This is a genomic window from Planktotalea sp. (assembly GCF_050633725.1).
GTDB lineage: Bacteria > Pseudomonadota > Alphaproteobacteria > Rhodobacterales > Rhodobacteraceae > Planktotalea.
Genome location: NZ_JBOEHB010000001.1, coordinates 108,263 through 127,538, shown reverse-complemented (window position 1 = coordinate 127,538; position 19,276 = coordinate 108,263). Strand labels below are relative to the sequence as shown.

Annotated in this window: 23 protein-coding genes; 11 read left to right on the top strand and 12 right to left on the bottom strand. The window is 53.8% G+C overall.

Going from position 1 to position 19,276, the window contains the following annotated elements; translation table 11 throughout:
* Positions 1-104: 104 nt before the first annotated feature.
* Entirely contained in the window at positions 105-1,253 is a 1,149-nt protein-coding gene (locus tag ACRBCU_RS00650; RefSeq protein WP_431363427.1) for an MFS transporter, read from the bottom strand.
* Positions 1,254-1,391: 138 nt separating this feature from the next.
* Between ACRBCU_RS00650 and ACRBCU_RS00645 the strand changes: the two genes are divergently transcribed.
* Positions 1,392-2,042, top strand: coding sequence for a 50S ribosomal protein L25/general stress protein Ctc (locus tag ACRBCU_RS00645; RefSeq protein WP_431363426.1), 651 nt, complete (start codon positions 1,392-1,394; stop codon positions 2,040-2,042).
* A 48-nt stretch (positions 2,043-2,090) separates the two neighbouring features.
* On the opposite strand, the gene ACRBCU_RS00640 is transcribed toward ACRBCU_RS00645, so the two are convergent.
* On the bottom strand, positions 2,091-2,717 hold the full coding sequence (locus tag ACRBCU_RS00640; protein ID WP_431363425.1) for a LysE family translocator: 627 nt from the start codon (positions 2,715-2,717) through the stop codon (positions 2,091-2,093).
* Positions 2,718-2,860: 143 nt separating this feature from the next.
* Between ACRBCU_RS00640 and pth the strand changes: the two genes are divergently transcribed.
* Positions 2,861-3,550, top strand: coding sequence for an aminoacyl-tRNA hydrolase (pth, locus tag ACRBCU_RS00635; RefSeq protein ID WP_431363424.1), 690 nt, complete (start codon positions 2,861-2,863; stop codon positions 3,548-3,550).
* Between the two features lie 92 nt (positions 3,551-3,642).
* On the opposite strand, the gene ACRBCU_RS00630 is transcribed toward pth, so the two are convergent.
* A complete protein-coding gene (locus tag ACRBCU_RS00630; protein ID WP_431363423.1) occupies positions 3,643-4,059 on the bottom strand; it encodes a MerR family transcriptional regulator in 417 nt (138 codons plus the stop codon).
* Between the two features lie 73 nt (positions 4,060-4,132).
* On the opposite strand from ACRBCU_RS00630, the gene ACRBCU_RS00625 reads away from it, so the two are divergent.
* The 8 genes from ACRBCU_RS00625 to ACRBCU_RS00590 all read left to right on the top strand — a co-directional run bounded on the left by ACRBCU_RS00625 (position 4,133) and on the right by ACRBCU_RS00590 (position 9,943).
* Positions 4,133-4,768, top strand: coding sequence for a cation transporter (locus tag ACRBCU_RS00625; protein ID WP_431363718.1), 636 nt, complete (start codon positions 4,133-4,135; stop codon positions 4,766-4,768).
* The gene (locus ACRBCU_RS00620; RefSeq protein ID WP_431363422.1) at positions 4,765-5,316 is read left to right on the top strand and encodes a methyltransferase family protein; all 552 of its coding nucleotides are present in this window, start codon (positions 4,765-4,767) and stop codon (positions 5,314-5,316) included. The genes ACRBCU_RS00625 and ACRBCU_RS00620 overlap by 4 nt, the downstream gene beginning before the upstream one ends.
* A gap of 188 nt (positions 5,317-5,504) precedes the next feature.
* A complete protein-coding gene (locus tag ACRBCU_RS00615) occupies positions 5,505-6,668 on the top strand; it encodes a serine hydrolase domain-containing protein (protein ID WP_431363421.1) in 1,164 nt (387 codons plus the stop codon).
* Between the two features lie 3 nt (positions 6,669-6,671).
* Positions 6,672-7,052 carry a DUF2237 family protein gene (locus ACRBCU_RS00610; protein ID WP_431363420.1) on the top strand — a complete coding sequence of 127 codons (381 nt, stop codon included), beginning with the start codon at positions 6,672-6,674 and terminating at the stop codon, positions 7,050-7,052.
* The gene (locus tag ACRBCU_RS00605) at positions 7,030-7,959 is read left to right on the top strand and encodes an ADP-ribosylglycohydrolase family protein (RefSeq protein ID WP_431363419.1); all 930 of its coding nucleotides are present in this window, start codon (positions 7,030-7,032) and stop codon (positions 7,957-7,959) included. Before ACRBCU_RS00610 ends, ACRBCU_RS00605 begins: the two co-directional genes overlap by 23 nt.
* Positions 7,960-8,049: 90 nt before the next feature.
* Positions 8,050-8,598, top strand: coding sequence for a tetratricopeptide repeat protein (locus ACRBCU_RS00600; protein WP_431363418.1), 549 nt, complete (start codon positions 8,050-8,052; stop codon positions 8,596-8,598).
* Between the two features lie 71 nt (positions 8,599-8,669).
* Entirely contained in the window at positions 8,670-9,170 is a 501-nt protein-coding gene (locus tag ACRBCU_RS00595; protein WP_431363417.1) for an RNA polymerase sigma factor, read from the top strand.
* Positions 9,167-9,943 carry an anti-sigma factor family protein gene (locus ACRBCU_RS00590; RefSeq protein WP_431363416.1) on the top strand — a complete coding sequence of 259 codons (777 nt, stop codon included), beginning with the start codon at positions 9,167-9,169 and terminating at the stop codon, positions 9,941-9,943. Before ACRBCU_RS00595 ends, ACRBCU_RS00590 begins: the two co-directional genes overlap by 4 nt.
* A 30-nt stretch (positions 9,944-9,973) precedes the next feature.
* On the opposite strand, the gene ACRBCU_RS00585 is transcribed toward ACRBCU_RS00590, so the two are convergent.
* The 9 genes from ACRBCU_RS00585 to ACRBCU_RS00545 form a co-directional block, all read right to left on the bottom strand.
* Entirely contained in the window at positions 9,974-10,885 is a 912-nt protein-coding gene (locus ACRBCU_RS00585; protein ID WP_431363415.1) for a hypothetical protein, read from the bottom strand.
* A 124-nt stretch (positions 10,886-11,009) separates the two neighbouring features.
* Positions 11,010-11,534 (bottom strand): hypothetical protein, encoded by a 525-nt coding sequence (locus tag ACRBCU_RS00580; RefSeq protein ID WP_431363414.1) that lies wholly within the window; start codon positions 11,532-11,534, stop codon positions 11,010-11,012.
* Positions 11,527-11,880, bottom strand: coding sequence for a hypothetical protein (locus tag ACRBCU_RS00575; RefSeq protein ID WP_431363413.1), 354 nt, complete (start codon positions 11,878-11,880; stop codon positions 11,527-11,529). The genes ACRBCU_RS00580 and ACRBCU_RS00575 overlap by 8 nt, the downstream gene beginning before the upstream one ends.
* 71 nt (positions 11,881-11,951) lie before the next feature.
* Positions 11,952-13,199, bottom strand: coding sequence for a tryptophan synthase subunit beta (trpB, locus tag ACRBCU_RS00570; protein WP_431363412.1), 1,248 nt, complete (start codon positions 13,197-13,199; stop codon positions 11,952-11,954).
* Between the two features lie 409 nt (positions 13,200-13,608).
* Positions 13,609-14,286 carry a phosphoribosylanthranilate isomerase gene (locus tag ACRBCU_RS00565; RefSeq protein ID WP_431363411.1) on the bottom strand — a complete coding sequence of 226 codons (678 nt, stop codon included), beginning with the start codon at positions 14,284-14,286 and terminating at the stop codon, positions 13,609-13,611.
* A gap of 4 nt (positions 14,287-14,290) precedes the next feature.
* Positions 14,291-14,641, bottom strand: coding sequence for a lipopolysaccharide assembly protein LapA domain-containing protein (locus tag ACRBCU_RS00560; RefSeq protein WP_431363410.1), 351 nt, complete (start codon positions 14,639-14,641; stop codon positions 14,291-14,293).
* 3 nt (positions 14,642-14,644) lie between these two features.
* Positions 14,645-14,926, bottom strand: coding sequence for an integration host factor subunit beta (ihfB, locus tag ACRBCU_RS00555; RefSeq protein WP_424439891.1), 282 nt, complete (start codon positions 14,924-14,926; stop codon positions 14,645-14,647).
* Positions 14,927-15,249: 323 nt separating this feature from the next.
* A complete protein-coding gene (locus ACRBCU_RS00550) occupies positions 15,250-16,629 on the bottom strand; it encodes an MATE family efflux transporter (protein ID WP_431363409.1) in 1,380 nt (459 codons plus the stop codon).
* 312 nt (positions 16,630-16,941) lie between these two features.
* Positions 16,942-17,889, bottom strand: coding sequence for an SDR family oxidoreductase (locus ACRBCU_RS00545; protein ID WP_431363408.1), 948 nt, complete (start codon positions 17,887-17,889; stop codon positions 16,942-16,944).
* A gap of 136 nt (positions 17,890-18,025) precedes the next feature.
* On the opposite strand from ACRBCU_RS00545, the gene ACRBCU_RS00540 reads away from it, so the two are divergent.
* Positions 18,026-18,919 (top strand): AraC family transcriptional regulator N-terminal domain-containing protein, encoded by an 894-nt coding sequence (locus ACRBCU_RS00540; protein WP_431363407.1) that lies wholly within the window; start codon positions 18,026-18,028, stop codon positions 18,917-18,919.
* The last annotated feature ends 357 nt before the right edge of the window (positions 18,920-19,276 follow it).

Below are 19,276 nucleotides of genomic sequence, written 5' to 3'. Positions count from 1 at the left end.
GCGCACGTAGGGGCAGCCAGCGAAAATACGCCAAAAATATGGCGTTAGCGGTATCAATACACCTCAATTCATTGAAAACGCGTCATTGTTTCCAAAGCTAAACGTCACTGTTTCCGCATCAACGGCGCTAAAACTGCTGAAATTACAAGCAACAATGCTGCAACCGCGAAAAACGAAGCCTTCAAGCCAAATGATTCGGAAATCAAACCCATCATCGGCGGACCGACGAAAAACCCGAGATATCCGATCACGGAAATTCGGGTGATCGCCACCGCGCGTGTTTGGGAACTGGTACGCTTGCCAACCGCTGAATATGCCATCGGGGCCAGCACAGAAACGCCAAGCCCAAAGATCGTAAAACCAGCGTATCCCACGCTCAGCGAATTTGCTGCGCCAGCAATTGCAATCCCAGTCGCGGCGATCAGTGCAGCGCCTTGTAGAACCCGCGTTTCGCGCACATGGGCGGAAATGAATTGGCCAGAAAGTCGCCCAATTCCCATCGTCAAACCCAAGATGGCGGGCCCTAACGCGCCTTGCGCCGCACTGGCCCCTAACCCGCGTTCGAGGTGAAGCGCAGACCACGCCTCTGTCGCTTGCTCGGCAAGAAATGCAATCAGGATAATCGCGCCACCTAACAGAACCAAAGCGCGCTTGGCAGTCTTGCCATCGACCACGGTGCTGTCTTCTTCCCGCGCGGGCTGATGGTGCATAAATGGAAGCAACACCAAGGTTATCGCGCATGCGACAGCAAAGACGAACGCTGGGCTAAAACCCGCTTCTCGAAACAATCCCGCGCAAACAGCAGCACCGGCATAAGCAAATGAAAACAAGGCATGATTTAGGTTCATCAATGAGCGTTTGTTCGCCGCTTCGATACCGCTGACACGCGTGTTGATGATAACGTCAATCGAGCCAGAGCCTGAAGCAGCAAGCAACATCGCAAGCGAGAAGAAAACAGCTCCGCTCGCCAAACCAGGCAACAAAAACGCCAATGCAAGAAATAGAGCGCACCCTTGCATTGCCCTTGCACCAAGCCGCGCATCGACACGCGGGGCCAGCCACATCGCCGCGACCGCCCCGATGGACGAGACCAGCATCGCAATGCCGAACACCCCATCGCTTGCGCCAATCGCCGCTTTCAAATCAGGCACCAATCCGGCAAAACTGCCCCAGTAAATGCCAACGATAGCGAAGGCTGTTGCAGGCGCGCGTGAGAGCCGTAGATCTGTTGCAAATTCGTTCAAAAATCTCATGCACAGCGTGTGACGATCACACCCTTTGTTTGCAAGGAAAAATAGGCTTTCCCTAGACGCGATTCCCGTCTATACGCGCGGCTTCACGCGAGGTGACAGCCTTGGAGGCACTTCGCTCTAACATTTGGAGAATACAAAATGGCTGGAGAAATTCCTGATTTCCACGCTGAGGTCCGTACGGGGACAGGCAAGGGCGCCGCTCGTCAAGCACGTCGCGCAGACAAAGTACCTGGTATCGTTTTTGGTGGCGACGCTGATCCGCTACCAATCAACGTAGAGTTCAAAGTTCTACTGAAAGCCCTGAAAGCAGGCCGCTTTAAGTCTACACTCTTGAACCTGAAAGTCGAAGGCCACGACGACGTTCGCGTCATCTGCCGCGACGTTCAGCGTCACGTCGTAAAAGACTTGCCGACGCACGTCGATTTCATGCGCCTTCGCCGCACAACGAAGATTAACCTCTTCATTCCGGTTGAGTTCATCAATGAAGAAGCGGCGCCTGGCATCAAGCGCGGTGGCGTTCTGACAACAGTCCGTCCAGAGGTTGAGCTTGTTGTGACTGCGGGTGATATCCCTGAGAAGCTCGTCGTTGATATGACAGGTCTTGATGTTGGCGATACGATCAACATCTCTGACATCACGCTTCCAGCGGGTGCCAAGCCAACGATCGATCGTGACTTCGTTGTTGCAAACATTTCTGCGCCATCTGGCCTTAAATCTTCCGAGAACGAAGATGACGGCGAAGAGGTTGATGCAGCAGAAGTACCAGCAACGGCGCAGTCAGAAGACTAAGCACATTGCTTTACGTATTGTGATGAACGGGGCTCTTCGGGGTCCCGTTTATTTTTGCTCCATCGTCACGATGGAGAGGCCCGCTGCAATCAGTGTGAAACCCGCCCCGATGTTCAGACCCACGACCGCGCGGGGGCGCGATTTGAACCAATGCGACACGCGCGTTGCAAGGCAGCCAAGACTGGCAAAGACGAGAAACGCCAAGGCCGCGAACCAGCTTCCCAGTAAAAGCATTTGAAACGTTATCGCGCCTTCGCCCACCTGAATGAATTGGGGGATAAACGCGAGTATGAACACTGCGGGTTTTGGGTTCAAAACATTGGTCAGGAAACCCGTCCAAAACACGCTTCTAAGTGAAAGAACTTCACTCGCCTCAAAGCTCACCAAATCACGTGCGCGCAAGGCTTTGAAGCCAAGCCAGATCAAATAGCCCGCGCCGATCACCTTGACCGCCATAAAAGCCAGTTGCGATGTTTGAATAATCAGCGCCAGCCCAAAAGAAGCCGCGCAGACATGAACCATCAAACCCAGCGCTGCCGCCGCGCTTGTCACCAGCGCCGCGAAACGCCCTTGGCTCAATCCCCGCCCGATCGCCAATATATTGTCAGGCCCGGGCGAGATGATAACGATCAAACACGCCAGCGTATAAGTTAACAGCAAATCAAAACTGAACATTTCACTCACCTTTCGGGAACCAGATATGCGCCATCTGAAAACCATAGAGCCCCGCAAGTCGCAAATAGCTTTCATGAATTTGGTGGGGGCTACACTTGGGCCAAACGCGCTGATAGAGAGCTAGGCAAAAGAAGGGGAGCGAGATGCAGCTTTTTGTAGGTCTGGGAAATCCGGGCGGGAAATATGAAAAGAACCGTCACAACATCGGCTTTATGGTCGTTGACGAAATCGCGCGCGATCATGGCTTTTCCCCTTGGAAGTCACAGTTTCAGGGCCAAGTAAGTTCGGGCAATCTTGGCGGCGAAAAGGTGCTTTTGCTCAAGCCTTCAACCTTTATGAACCTCTCTGGTCAATCCGTCGGCGAAGCCATGCGGTTTTACAAAATGACGCCAGAAGACGTGACCGTGTTCCACGACGAACTCGACCTCGCCCCCTCAAAAGTGCGCGTTAAGATGAGCGGTGGACATGCAGGCCACAACGGGCTGCGCTCCATCCATCAACATATCGGCGAACACTACCGGCGCGTGCGCCTTGGCATCGGTCATCCGGGGCACAAAGATCGCGTCGCAAGCTATGTTCTCAGCGATTTCGCCAAGGCCGAAGCAGGCTGGCTCGACGACGTCACCCGCGGCTGTGCAGACGGGGCAAAAGAGCTTGCGGCGGGCGACGGGCCACGCTTCCTAAACGCCGTAGCCCTGCGCACCGCCCCTGCCCGTTCGTCAAAATCAGCAAAACCCGCCGATACCCCCAAGCCCAAGAGCGTCCCAACGCCAGAGCCCGAAATCGACACGCGCAGCGCAATGCAAAAACTGGCAGACAAATTTCGCGGCTAATGAGAGCGAAAACGGCTCGATTTACTCGCGCTCGCTCGGATCAAACAACAGCGTATATCGGAGAACCGGGCAAGTATTTTTGAATGACTTCGTTAATGTTCTCGGTCACATAGGCCGTGGTCGGCTAGCGATGCTAAAACGTAGCAATCACCTGAAACGCCATGCCCATCACAACCCTTTGATATTCGAACAAGCTCTTTTTCCAGTGCTTTGAGTCGTCTCATTTTTGCGCGAACGTCAGCAAGCTGAGATGTTGTGATGCTAGTTGCTGTTTCGCAGGAACGGTCTGGATGTTCTTGCAGTTCGATCAAGGATAAAATCGCTTCAATCGAGAACCCAAGATCACGCGCATGGCGAATAAAACTGAGCCGTTCCAAACCCGCTTTGTCATATCGCCTTTGGTTGCCCACTGTTCGATCAGCCTCGGCTAACAATCCCATTTCTTCATAATAACGAATTGTCGGAACCTTGACCTTTGTGCGCTTTGAAAGCTCGCCAATAGAAAACATAAAAAAACCCTTGAACCTCTAGTTACTGGAGACATTACACTACGAGCTACCAATGATGAAAGAGGATTCTCCCATGGCAGGTTGCTGCGGACATGACACCAAGTTTGATGGTGTTTCAGATGATTACAAACGGCGGCTCTGGATCGTCATAACCCTTAACGCGCTTATGTTTTTCGTGGAGATGACGGCAGGACATTTGGCAAAATCACAAGCGCTGCAAGCAGACGCACTAGACTTTGCAGGCGACGCACTCACTTATGGAATTTCGCTTGCTGTTATCGGAGCTTCACTGCGCGCACGGACTAACGCCGCACTGTTTAAAGGCATAAGTTTGCTTTTGATGGGTTTGTGGGTCTTGGGATCAACCGTGTATCGGGTCTTCTACGTTGGCGTCCCAACGGCAGAAATTATGGGCTTTGTTGGTTTTCTGGCGCTATTGACCAATCTGGCTAGCGTGCTTTTGTTGGTGCGTTACAAAGATGGCGATGCCAACGTGCGTTCAGTTTGGCTATGCTCACGCAACGATGCCATTGGCAATGTGGCGGTTATGTTTGCCGCCCTTGGTGTATGGGGAACGGCGAGTGGTTGGCCTGATCTCATCGTTGCGACAATCATGGCAGGTTTGTTTTTGTCCTCGGCGTTCCAAATCGTTCGGCAAGCCCTTACGGAAAAGCGGGAGGTGCTTAACCACGAGCACCTTCAAATATGATGCAGAGTATATTGGTTAGTCTCGGTCTGAGCGTTGCAGCGGCAACATTCATTGCAATGATCTGGTCAATCGTGGTTCCCACGCATCGCCTATGGCCGCCAAAGCGCTACACGGCGTTAACACCAATCGTGGTTTGGGTTCCGACCTTCACGCTGTTTGGTGTTCTGATTGCCTTGGGAATTTTAGAGTGGGGTAGTCTATCGGTGCCAAATTGGTTGCGGTTCGGTTTGGGCATTCCCTTGATCGTCGCAGGCAATATCGTTGTTTGGTCAGAGGTCGCACACTTCGGCGTTCCGCAAACAGGGGGTGCTAAAGGTTCGTTGCGAACAGGGGGTATGTATCGCTATTCCCGCAACCCGCAATACGTGGCGGATATCGCGATAGTTGGGGGCTGGATTATTCTATCAGCATCGGAATCAGCGGCCAACGTCGGCCTTGCAGGAATAGCTATTCTGATAGCGGCTCCATTCGCTGAAGAGCCTTGGCTTAAAACACAGTATGGCTCCAAATATCAGGACTACATAAGGCGGGTTAGACGGTTTTTCTAATATCGGATAGCTTGCCACAGTGGTCTAAAAAGCATCTTCAATCTCAACTTTAACCTGCAGCCCATAAAACCCGCAATCACCCACCCCCAAATCCGAAAAATCAAAATTAAGCGACGGCTGCAAATCGCCTCTTCATTTGCCTCCGCGCTCTTGCCGTGCTTACCTCCCTTCCAAAGGGAGCCACTCATATGCGCCGCATCTACAAAATCCTGACCCGTTTTTTCGGGGTTGTTCTCATCCTTGCCATCATCATTGGCATCTGGAAACGCGAAGAGATCACGCGGCTGATGGCTGTCAATTCGCTCTTTAGCGCAGAGAAAATTGTCACCAACTTCTCGGGGATGAATAAAGCTTTCCTGTCCGTGGATGTCCCGCGCGGCGATGGGGCAATCGCAACGTTGCCGGTCGGCGCAGCAATCACACTCACCCCAGACGTCGCGCAATGGATCACGGATCGCACGGTGACTGCGCTGGTGGTGCTCAAAGACGGCGCGATAGTGCATGAGAGCTACTACCAAGGCACGGGCGAGAACGATCTTCGTATTTCTTGGTCGGTCGCCAAAAGCTATCTTTCATCGCTCTTTGGCGTCCTTCTGCACGAGGGCGTGATTGCCTCGATTGACGATCCCGTTACAAAATATGCGCCCTCCCTTAAGGGCGGTGCTTATGACGGGGCAAGCATCCTCAATGTCCTGAACATGGCCAGCGGCGTGACCTTTGACGAAGACTACCTCGACAAAAATAGTGATATCAACAAGATGGGTCGTGTTTTGGCGCTCGGCGGTTCGATGGACGGCTTTGCCGCTGATCTGAGCGAGACTTTCGCCAAACCGGGCACAGACTGGCAGTATGTTTCCATCGACACCCACGTGATTTCGATGGTCATACGGGGCGCAACGGGAAAGAGTATTGCCGAACTGCTCTCTGAGAAAATCATCCAGCCGATGGGATTGGAAGCCAGCCCTTATTATCTCACCGACGGAAATGGCGTCGCCTTCGTGCTTGGCGGTCTCAACATCCGCACACGCGACTATGCCCGAATGGGGCAAATGTTCCTGCAAAACGGCAAATACAACGACACACAAATCATCCCCGCAGATTGGGTGGCGGCCTCGACTGTACCTTCGGCACCAACCAGCGAAGGCGAGTATGGCTACGGCTATCAATGGTGGATGCCGCGTGATGGCCGCACAGGAGAATTCCTCGCGCGCGGGGTTTATGGGCAATACATTTACATCAACCGCCCGCTGGGCGTTGTGATTGCCACCAACGCTGCGGATCGCAAGTTTCGCGAAGATGGCGTTGGAGATCAAAATGTCGCGATTTTCCGCGCAATCGCTGAAAGCCTGTAAAGCATGCAAAAAGATCCCAGTTTGAACGTCCTTGGCGAGCCATTGGAGCTTTGCAGTCTCGATCCTTTGACCGGATATTTTCGCGACGGGTTCTGCAACACCTGTAACGATGATCAAGGCAGCCACACAGTCGCCGCGATCCTTACTAAGGAATTCCTGGCCTTCTCCGCCTATGTCGGCAATGATCTCAGCACACCGCGCCCTGAATATGGTTTTGCAGGCTTAAAGGATGGCGATGCATGGTGCCTTTGCGCCGCTCGTTTCCTGCAAGCACACGACGATCTGTGCGCGCCGTTGGTCAATCTTGCTGCAACGCACAAACGGGCAACTGACATCGTTCCTTTGGAAATTCTCAAGCTCTATGACCATACCGCAAAATCCTAACGTAAGCGCGCTTGTGGGCGCACTTGTTGCTGACGCAGCCACGCTCGGCCTACATTGGATTTACGATCCACTGCGCATTGCTGAGGCCTGCGCCAGCGCGCCTGCGTTCACCCCGATTGACGCCAAGCATTACCACGGCGTGCCGTCCTATTTCGCGCATGGTGCGCGAAAAGATGGCGATCTAAGTCAATACGGTGAAGTGCTCGCTCTTGCGATGCGATCCATAGGTGATGAAGGCCGATTTGATCAGACGGTCTTTCAAGACGCTTATCTCGCCCATTTCGGTCCCGGCGGGTCGTACGTTGGCTACATTGATCGCCCGACACGGGGCACTTTGGACAATCTCGCTGCTGATAAGCGCAATCCCTCAGGCGTCGAAGATGATCAGCTTCCTGCCCTTGCGACTTTGCCTGCTGTTGTTGCGCGATACCGCAAAGACGCGGCCTTTCAAACCCAGGTCCACAGTGCAATCCGCGTCACCAACGTCGACAAAACCGCAGAACACTACGGGCGGATATTTGCTAATATGCTTGACGATGTTCTCTCTGGCACCGCATTGCGCGATGCACTTGCGAGGACCGCGCTCGAAGACCCTTTGCTACAAGCAAGCCTTGATACACCAGAGACCAACAGTGTCACTTATGGCGAAACCACAGGACGCGCATGCCATTTGCATCAAGGCATGCCCTTGGCTTTTCACATCCTCAAACATGCGACCTCTTACGCAAGCGCAATCGAGACCAACATACTCGCAGGTGGCGACAGTTGCGGACGCGCGATTATCATCGGCAGCCTCGCTGGCTCTGCTTTTGGATTGAACGCAATCCCGCTTGAATGGACTTTGGCAACCAACAATGCAGCCGCTTTTTTGACAGCTGCTGAAAAAATCGTAAGTTTATCCGAATAAACCGCACTGCCTGTCCGTTACCCTATTACAACGCCCGACATCACTCCCAGCGATCGCGCTGAACATCGGGCTCTAAAAAGGAATAGACCCATGTCAAAGTTCACAATTTTCTCTTCGGCCCTGATCGCCGCTAGCCTGATGATCGCGACACCACAGTCTGCACGGGCTGCGGGTGATGAAACGCCGCCAAAAACGACCAACACGACCAAAAAGTGTAAACAGGGGCGGGTTTATGATTCAATCACCAAGAAATGCCTGAAAGTTCAGTCCCACAACTTCACAGATGACCAGCTCTACCTTGCAGCCCGCGAATTGGCCTATGACGGTCAGTATCACAACGCGTTGCAGGTGCTCGATGCGGCAAAGAACCAGAACGATCCGCGCATCCTGAACTACCGTGGTTTCACTAACCGCAAACTGGGCAATCACGCCGTTGCGATGGAGTTTTATGAAGCCGCGCTCAGCATTGATCCCAACTACATCCTCGCGCGGTCCTACATGGGTCAGGGTTTGCTCGCCAATGGCGACGAAGTGGGCGCACTGGCGCAATTGAAGGAAATCCGCGAACGCGGTGGTCGCGACAGTTGGTCCTACACTGCGCTGGCTATGGCGCTGCGCGGTATGCCAAGCAACTACTAAATCAACCTGCGTGTTGTCAGCCTTGGCCCCTACGGGCTAGGCTGGCGCAACTCGCAATACAAGGCATCTTTGTGAACGCACTGAAGACAGGTCTCGTTCCACTTCTACCAAGGTTACGCAGATTTGCGTGGTCCTTGACGCGCGACTGGCCGGATGCGGATGATCTCGTTCAGACCTCGTGCACGCGCGCCTTGGACAAAGCCACGCAATGGGACAGTTCTACCAAGCTTGATGCTTGGATGTTCCGCCTAATGCGCAATGTCTGGGTCGACGAGACCCGCAAACGCAAGGTACGGATCGGCCAAGGCGTTGAAGATGCCACAGACAGCGCCGAATTGCTAACTGGCGCGGATAGCGAAACCAAGGCTTATGCCAATCAGGTTCTCACGCAGATTGCCGCACTTCCCGAAGGCTTTGGCACAGTTCTCTTGCTGGTCGCAGTAGAAGGCCATAGCTACGCTGAAACCGCTGAAATCATGGACATTCCAATCGGAACAGTCATGTCCCGCCTGTCCAGCGCCCGTCAGAAACTACGCAGCGCGCTCGCAGATCAAAAGGAGGTGCGCAGATGAGTGATCAAACCCCTCTAAGCGAAGAGCTTCTGGTCTGGCTTAGCGCCTATGTGGACGGCGTTCTGAACGAGGCCGAGCGCGCCGAAGTCGATGCGCTGGTTGCCAGAGACCCGCAGGTTGCTGCCGAATTAGAGGCGCTCTTTGCGCTCGATGATGACATTCGCGGTGCCTTTGACGGGTTGCTTGATGAACCCGCGCCGATGCCCGATGTCCTGAGCTCGCGACCTGCCCCTGCAAACACCAACCGCGCCCCATGGCGCGCCATGGCCGCGATGCTGGTCCTTGGGGCAGTGCTTGGCGCGGGCGGCATGTGGGCGGTGCGAGCAACGCCGGAACCTGTGCAAATCGCCGCCAAACGCAGCTGGCTGGGTGAGGTTGCCGAATACCATCAGATCTATGCACGCCAGACCCGCCACTTGGTCGAGGTGGGTGCCGATGAAAAAGCCCATATCGAAAAATGGCTGGGCAAAGAGATCGGGGTCGCCTTCACCGTACCTGATCTCTCGCCCGCGGGTTGGACCTTTCAGGGCGCGCGCCTGCTCGTGGCGGCAGGCAAGCCCGTAGCGCAGTTGATGTACACCGATGCAAACGGACGCGTCATCGCGCTTTGCGCATTGCAAAACGGATCAGGTGCCCCCGCAGACACGGCGCTCAAGCAATTTGGCGATGTCCATATGGCAACGTGGAAAAGCAGCGCAGGCAGCTTTGCCATCGTGGGCGAGACCCCAAGCGAGCTGGAAGCCCTCGCAGTGATCGCGCAGCCGTTGATTTAACTTGATTGCGCGCCTAGCAACGGTGCCTAACTACTTGCCCGCAATTTCTCTTAGCGATGTCGAGGGCGCAAACAAGAAAACGGAATCAAGATAACGCAATCCTTGGGGACGTCCTTCAACGTAGTAGGTCACCTCGAAATAGTCGCCCTTCTTATTGTAAACGAACGTGCATTGCTCTTCGAACATTTCCCCCATCTTCACCAAGGAATGTCCTTTAGGAACATCCGGTTGCGTAGCGTGATAGGTTGTTTCATAAAACTCCACGTCCTTGGCTGTCACCTGTGTTGGCGCGTCAAGCGGAGCAGTCTGAGGGTGCAACACATAAGACATGTTCTCGCACATCTGTGTATAGCCGACTTTCAGATCAAACCCCTCTGGTGCGCTCAGATCATGGGGCATGATATCAATCTGCCAGCGAAAGGTTTTGTGCAAAGTATCGGCATAAACAAAGCTGTCTGAGGGCGTGGCGAGCATATCTTTGAGCAAAGACAGCGGAATGATCGGGCGCGACGTCGCTGAAACCGTCGTCGCAGCGTTTTCGACCAACTTAGAGACATTTTGCATCGCAGCAGTATACGCCGCGTTAACCAGCGCGCCTGGAACCTCATCGGTAGGTGACATTTTCAAACCAAGGCTAGGCGCATGAAACCCGAGAACGCCTCCGGGGTGTAAAACGCGAAAATCGACAAATGTCTCCCAATAGGAGACACGACCATGCATGAATATCACTGCGCAGGCAGAAAGGCATTCTGCACCGCGCGGAACGTAGGTCCCCATAAACTGCTTATGAACGATTTCGCCAAGAGCCAGCCCTTCTGCAAGACTACCACCTTTGCTATCAAGGCAGAGAAGGAAATTCAGGTCATCATGATCTTGCATCGGTATTGCGTCGATCATCTCTTGCATTCGCTGCACATCGCCGGTCTCTATTGGGCCGCTCATACGATGCGTGCATATGCTGGAGCCTAGCTCTTTTTGCGACAAAGGCTTGAGACGGAGTGTTTCAAAATTTGCCGCCTGCGCCCCTGTCGCGAGCAAGCCGAGACACACCGCAAGACAAAGTTTTCTAATTCCCATGGCAACGACCTTTACTCAAAGCGTTTGCGCCATCCATGAGCCCCGCCACGTTCGCGCGCGCTGAGAGCAGCTTGACGCTGGGCTCGAAAACGCAGGCGAAGGACAATGCATCTGGCCCTAACAGTTCTTCCAATAATTCTGGCGCGCAGAGCTGTGCCGTCATGCAATCGCGCGCCGCATTAAAATAGTCAGCAATTCGCACAAGCGGGGGCAACATCTGAGTTGCCAACACTGGGTCAGTTGTCAGTCGCTGCGCAATCACAGTCCCCAAATCACGTGCGCCTAGATTAGCAGACGGGTATCGTCCTTGGGTCTCAATCAGCACTTCAAACAAGCGCACGCGCGCCTCAGACAATGCACTTTCGTTGTAGCGTTCAACGACGGCGAAGGTGTATTGGCGTTTCTGTTCTCTGAGGTCTGTCAAATAACCTGTCACACCAACAATTGCCGCTACGGCGACAAGAGGCAGAGCGATCACATCGCCGATTAATTTTATCCGCTCAAGCTTACTCACAAAGCGCCACGCGATCTATTTCGATAACGGGGCCAGCCGCATCATCCAAAGGCAAGCGACCAAAGCAACTCAGCTCGCTAGGTTGGAGAATGAGAACGTCATCACCTTCGCTGACGTTAAAAATTCCACTGTTTTGCGCGCTCTTTGCCATAGCGGCTGCAAGGTCTGTCTCTGGACAGGCCTTAACGACGATGACAAGCGGGTCCTGTTGGCTCGCGAGGTAATTCGCAACGTTGTCCTGAATGCACTTTGCTTGCTCGATATGGAGCCGCCAGACATCGCTGTCCGCGCAAAGTGGGGCCCCAACGGCCAGCGCAATCGAGAAAAGAAAAACAAATCTCTTCATTGAAAAATTCCAAACTACGAATATCCGTGAGGATAATTCGAGTCCAATTTTCAATCAAGAGACTTGAGGTTTCACTCGAAAACGCGCCCCTCGGGGCCGCTCATGTCAAAGCCAAGATGTTTCGCGACAGAGAAGATATCTTTGTCACCGCGTCCGCACATATTCATCACAAGCAGATGATCGCTCGGCAGATCACCCGCAATTTTCATCACGTGAGCAAGAGCATGGGATGGCTCAAGTGCGGGGATGATCCCTTCGAGCGCGCAAGACAATTGGAACGCTTCGAGCGCTTCTTTGTCGGTGATCGACACGTACTGAGCGCGGCCAATTTCATGCAGCCATGCGTGCTCTGGTCCGATACCGGGATAATCAAGGCCCGCTGAGATCGAATAGCCTTCCAGAATTTGACCATCGTCGTCTTGCAGCAAATAGGTGCGGTTGCCGTGCAGCACGCCAGGGCGACCGCCCGTGAGCGATGCGCAATGCTCCATCTTCATGTTGACGCCCTTACCGCCCGCTTCCACGCCGATGATATTAACCGAAGTGTCATCAAGGAACGGGAAGAACAGCCCCATCGCGTTTGAGCCGCCACCAATTGCCGCGATCACAGTGTCAGGCAAACGGCCCTCGGCCTCGTGAAGCTGCTCGCGCACCTCTTTGCCGATGATGGATTGGAAATCGCGCACCATTGCAGGATATGGGTGCGGGCCAGCGACGGTGCCGATGCAGTAGAAGGTGTCGCGCACGTTGGTCACCCAATCGCGTAGCGCATCGTTCATCGCGTCTTTGAGCGTGCCGCGCCCAGAGGTGACAGGGATCACTTCCGCGCCAAGGAGGCGCATACGAAAGACGTTCGGCGCTTGGCGCTCAACATCGTGCGCGCCCATATAGACCACGCATTTCAGACCGAACTTCGCGCAAACTGTCGCCGTCGCAACGCCGTGCTGACCTGCACCTGTCTCAGCGATGATGCGGGTTTTGCCCATGCGGCGTGCTAGAATGATCTGGCCAAGGACGTTGTTGATCTTATGCGCGCCCGTGTGGTTCAGCTCGTCGCGCTTGAGATAAATCTTCGCGCCGCCAAGATGCTCTGTCAGGCGTTCGGCATAGTAGAGCGGGCTTGGACGGCCAACGTAATGGGTCCAAAGATCGTTCATCTCGGCCCAAAACGCATCGTCTGTTTTGGCCTTTTCGTACTCTTCTTCGAGCGACAAAATAAGTGGCATCAAGGTTTCTGAAACGAAGCGGCCACCAAAGTCACCAAAACGACCATTTTCGTCAGGGCCGTTCATGAAAGAATTGAAAAGATCGTCTGCCATTTGAATGCTCCAAAGCGTGTTGGAATTGATGTAGCCGAAGCCGCAACTTGGGTAAAGCGGATCGTCACCTTAGACTTTCTTGCCAACACGAGACGGCCTCTGCTCTCGAAGGCACTTTTTCCGCTGTAAAGTGCAAGTTTATCGCAGATTTGATCACCTTTGATCCTTTGCGCATTATCTCTCCGTGCTCTCCCGCCCTGGCAAACACGGCCATGTCGGCAGCTGAGTTCCAAACAGAAACAACAAAGAAAACACGCTTGTAGCGGAAAAGATCGACAGACACATTTCCAGCGGTGGCGAGTGCTTGCTTGCGCATCGATATCGCCATTTTGAAAAACTTGAAGAGGTGGAAGACCCCGTTCACTTCAATGCCACCTATCGAGACAAAATACATCGCGGCATTCCTAGCTTACCGAACTGCTTTCATAAAAGCATCGATCATACCCGCATCCTTCACGCCCGGCGCGCTTTCGACACCAGAACTGAGATCAAGTTGGCTCGCCCCCGTCATGCGCACGGCCTCGGCGGCATTTTCAGGCGTTAAGCCACCTGCTAACATCCAAGGCACCGAAAATTCGTAATCCGCAATGAGACGCCAATCAAAGGCCAGCCCGTTGCCACCGGGCAAGTCAGCGCCTTTGGGTGGTTTTGCATCCACGAGTAATTGATCCGCGACAGCGCCATATTTCGCGAGTTGCGGCAAATCCTCTGCATCCGCGACACCGACGGCCTTCATAACAGGCAACCCATAGCGCGCTTTGACTTCAAGAACGCGCTCGGGCGTTTCTTTTCCATGAAGCTGCAACATATCTAATGGAACCGCCGCAGTAATCGCGTCGAGCTCATCGTTGCTGGCATTCACGGTCAGTGCGACTTTGGCGATGCCCACCGGCACCTCAACCGCAAGATCGCGCGCGGTTTCAATGCTTACATTGCGCGGCGACTTTTCAAAAAAGACAAAGCCCACATAATTTGCGCCCGCATCCGCAACGGCCTGAACATCTGCAAGCTTAGACAGCCCGCAAATCTTTACAGAAACGATCGAAGGCCGCGATGGGTCGCGGCCTGATCCGATTAATACGGGCATAGATTTAGCTTGCTTCGTCGAGAAGCGCGAGCACGTCGTCTTTGCCTTCGTGCTTTTCAGCCTTAAGGCGCTTCAACTCGCGGCGCATGCGATCCATTTCGCGTTTTTGTGCAGCGGCTTCTGCGCGCTGTTTGTATTCGCGGATCCACTCCCAGAGGAAGCCAATCAACAGACCAACACCAACGCCGCCGAAAATCACGACGAACAAAGGTAGCTCAATTGACTGGTTCAAACCGAGCAATGCAGCCAAATCATTGGTTAACAGCTTTACGGTTACAATTTCACGATTTGCCAAAGACACGGCAACAAGGACCACCGCAATAGCGGCGAGCATAGCATACTTAATATAGCGCATTGGTTACTTTCCGTTCAGCCGATCACGCAGCAATTTACCGGTTTTGAAGAAAGGCACATGCTTTTCTTCCACAGGCACAGACTCGCCCGTACGCGGATTACGACCAATTCTAGCATCGCGTTTTTTGACAGAAAACGCGCCAAAGCCGCGCAGCTCTACGCGATCACCGCGCGACATCGCATCGGTAATCTCTTCGAACACAGTGTTCACAATCCGCTCAACGTCGCGTTGATAAAGATGCGGGTTTTCATCCGCGAGCTTTTGGATCAATTCAGATCGTATCATGGCGCAGTGCCCCCAACTGTTTCTGCTTCGCGTGGCAGCGAACTTGTATACAGCGACTATATTGACTTTCGCGCGCCTTGAAAGGCTGAACCGTAAGAACCTGTGAAATTGACGGTTTTTTACGCCATTTTTCGCCTTGGCTAAACATTTTGGTAGGGCTTTACAGGCTCTTAGTGCCCTGTTGCCCATACCTCCAGCACTTTGATTCGCAAAACAAATGCCTCAAAGCGCCCTGCTTCAATCGCCACGTTCCGGCTGAACGCCCAGCGCCTAGCCGCTTCACCACATCTCTGGATCAAGCAAACCAAACGTTCAATCATGCGTCACGCGACCCTATGGAACACGCCCCATTTGAGCTGGTTGCTCCTTGCGGCTTGCTTGAGCACAAGCCCCGTTAGACCAAGCAACAACAGCTCTGCAATTGGCCCTGCAAACCAAATCCCGACTTCCCCAAGCCAAAGTGGCAGCAAGAAGGTCAAGGGCATCGCAAAGAGGTACGGTTTGCTTAGGCCCAAAATCCCGGCCCGTGTCGCATTTCCAATCGCCTGAAAATAAGACGCGATCATCATTAGCGGCCCCATGACAAAGAAAACAGAAGTCATAATAGGCAGGATGCGCACGACCTCGGAAATCACCGCCTGATCGTCAACGAAAGCCCCGGCGATTTGGCGCGGCAACGACATCACCACGAGCTGCACGAACGCGCAGTAGATAAAAGCGGCCCAAAGAGCGATGCGCAAACTTGCGTCCGAACGTAGCCAGAGTTTTGCTCCGTAATTGTTCCCTGTGATCGTTTGCATTGCAAAGGACAGGCCGAGCAAAGGCAAAAACGCGAAGGTCATCACACGCGTTGTGATCCCATAGGCCGAAACCGTATCGGCATAATTGGGCGCGCCGACCCACTGCAACGCGGTGATAAGCGCGCCTGATCCAAGAGCCAGCCCCAAAAAGTTCAGGCTTTGCGGCGCGCCAAGCGCGAGGATTCGCCCCCACGCCCCATAAAGCGGCGCCGCTGCTAACGCTGATGGTCGCAGAGCGGTTCGTCCGAACACGCGAAACAACAAGATGATGCTGAAAGACAGAGCCTGCGCTGCCGCAGTGCCATATGCAGACCCCGCCACCCCCATATCCAACAGTGCGATCAGCACATAGTTGAAGCCGATATTTGCGAGCGAAACAAACAGGCTCATTGCCGCCATGAACCCAACCCGGCCTTCATTTCGAAGGGCATCGGAATTGACCGACAGCACAAACAGCAAGGGCGAGAAAAAGACCGTGATCTTCAGGTAAATCAGCCCCATCTCGGCAAGCTTTTCTGATCCTGCCGCGGCAAGTAGCGCCATGCTCGGCCCCACGAGCAAGAAAACCCCGATCAAGCTCGCACCCAGTGCGAGTGCCAAGCCATGCGCCCCTGCGAACACTGCGCGCGCGCCATCCATGTCCCCAGCGCCCAGAAATCGCGCCAAGAGGCTCGACATGCCGTTGGAAACCAGCGTCGAAAGCGCGACGATCAGCATGTAAATAGGGAACATCAAGGTCACAGCGCCCAAGGCTTCCGGGCCAACGTAAATGCCCAAAAACAGGGCATCCGCAACGGAGAGCAAGCCGTTCATTCCCATCACAAAAATAATCGGCAGCGCAGTTTTTAGGTAGGTGGCCTTTAGGGGGCCTTCGGTAAACGTATTTATGGGTTCACTGGTCATATCCCATTTTCCTCAAGCTAAATCGCAAACCAGAATGGGATCCGCATTTCCATTCACGCGATAAGCGCGAAAAGGGGTGATCGAGACAAACTAACGCAAAACTTAACCAAGACAGAGTGTCAGCGGATGGCAGGCGAATGCGAGGCCTGCGCGTTGGTTAGAACCGCTCCTTACAGGTGTCAAGGCTTTCAGGCTTTTGGCAAGCTGCGGTTCAATTTGTGTCATGAGGCGGTCTTGCGCGGTAACTGCGTTGATTGCACTGCACTCAAAGGGCGCTAAAGCCGAGCGAAGACTGCGCCCTTTGAAACCCGTCTAAATCTGCCAAGTAAACCCAGTTTCCTGTTCAGAGCGAACCCATAGCTTTTCGATGGTGATTTTGTCGTAAGCGTAGGGTTCCAGCGTGCCTTGCCCAACAGGCCCTACCATCTCCATGCGTCCAGTTGGGCCGTAAAAGGCCAATTGCTCAAGCCCCTCTTGCGTCGCGCACATGATCTCAGGAAAGGCTCCCTGTTCAGCAGTTTGAACCATGGGGGATTTTGACATGAGCCACCAAACTGCGCGCGTGAGCAAGCCTCCACTCGTGCTAATCAGAGATGTCGCGGAAGACCCCGGGTGACACACATAGACTTGGACGTTTTTGCCGGCTGCTTTGATCTTGTCCTGCAACTCATAGGCAAACATCATTTGCGCAAGTTTGCTTTGGCTATAGGCAGGGTTCGCGCTGTAATTGTTGTCCCAGTTCATGTCATCAAACTGGATCGTGCGCAGTCCCAACTTATAGCCAAGGCTCGCGACAACCACGATCCGTCCATTGGCGTCCTCGATGCGATCAAAGAGCATGCCGCACAGAACAAAATGACCGTAGTGATTTGTCCCAAGTTGGCTTTCGAACCCGTCAACGGTTCGCTGTTGTGTCGGCACCTGCGCAATCGCTGCATTACAAATGAGCGCATCGATGTGTGAAACGGTTTTCAACACCTCTGCGGCAGCATTGCGAACGCTGTCCAGCACCGACAGATCCATTTGCACAAAAGAAACCTCCGCTTCTGCGCCGAATTCCTGTTTCAGCTCGGCGACAGCCGCGCGCGACTTCTCGGCGCTGCGGTTCAGCATCACGACCTTAGCCCCTTTGGAGAGCAGGATACGCGAGGCTTGAAACCCTGTGCCCGCGTTGGCACCCGTGATCAAATATGTCTTCCCCTTGAGTGAGCCAAGACGTTCGGGCGTCCAGCCCTTTGGTCCAAATTGCAAATCAGCCATCACAGTGTTCCTATCCATAATTCCTGAACACAGATATCTCTCCTATACACTTCAAAACAGGCGATATCATCGCGAATACTTGCCTATTCGTATCACATGCCTTGCTACGCCGCCTTTTCCGCACCAAGCTGACACCATGATACAAGATCAAATCAAACATCTCATTCAGAGCCAGATCCACGAAGACGGCATGATCGAGACTGGCATAAACGGGGTCCAACTATTCCGAGCCACCAGCGCAATTCCTTGCGCGCCGGCTATCTATGAGCCTAGCATAATTGTCATTGCCAGCGGCGCGAAAGAGGCCACGCTGGATGGTCGGCGCTATGTGTATGACAACCAACAATACATGTGCTGCCCGATGTCGATGCCTGTGAACGCGGGCACGCCGACAGCGTCAAAAAACGATCCGCTCTATGGTGTTTACATCTCGCTGTCGCCACGTGTGATGAATGAAATGTCGATAGAAATAGAAACATCCAGCGGCTTGCCTCGACCTCAAAACAGCGCCCTAAACACTCAGGGCATCAAGCTTGCGCAATGGGATGCCGCGTTCAGCGATGCGCTTTTGCGACTTCTTCAATTATGCGGCAAAACCACCGAAGTCGCCGTGCTTGGCGACGCGCGATTGCGCGAAGTGTTCTATGCAGTCTTAACCGGTGAAGCGGGGCAATTTGCGCGCCAGTCCTTCAACCCAGGAAACGCCATCGCGCGCTCTATTGCCTATGTATCGTCGAACCTGAAAACTCCGATCTCGATTGACGATCTGGCCAATCGCGCAGGCATGAGCCGCGCTGTGTTTCATCGTAAATTCAAACATGCCACAACGATGTCCCCGATCCAGTTTGTAAAAACCATGCGCCTCAACACCGCTGCGATGAGGATCGCCGAAGGCATGACGGTGAGCGAAGCCGCGATGGATGTGGGCTACATCAGCACGTCCCAGTTCAGCCGAGAATTCAAACGCAGCTACGGGCAGTCCCCGAAGCAATGGACCGCCGCCCAGCACGCCTTTGCGGGAGCCGCGTAGAGAGGCTGTTTCTCGGTGTGTTTTGAGCATGGCTTTAGGCGGCAAGGGCTGCTGCCCTGCCGCTATTTTTGGGTTTATGTATTTCCTGAATATGGCGGCCGCCAAAGGACGGATCGAAGGGCGCTGAGGTGTTTTAAACCCTAGCTCGCTCTCGGGGCTCGCACCCCGCCGACTTGCGCAAGATCGATGACGCTCGCAGGGGACGCGAGCCGATGATCCTGAGTTCAGTGGTTAACCGAGGGGGAGTTTGCGGGGAGTTGGTTAAGGATTGGTTTGGGGAGCGTGCGGCATAAATCGAAAGCCATGCTTGTAACCAAAAGTATGTTTAGGCATTCTAAACAAAAGTTGTTATTTGAA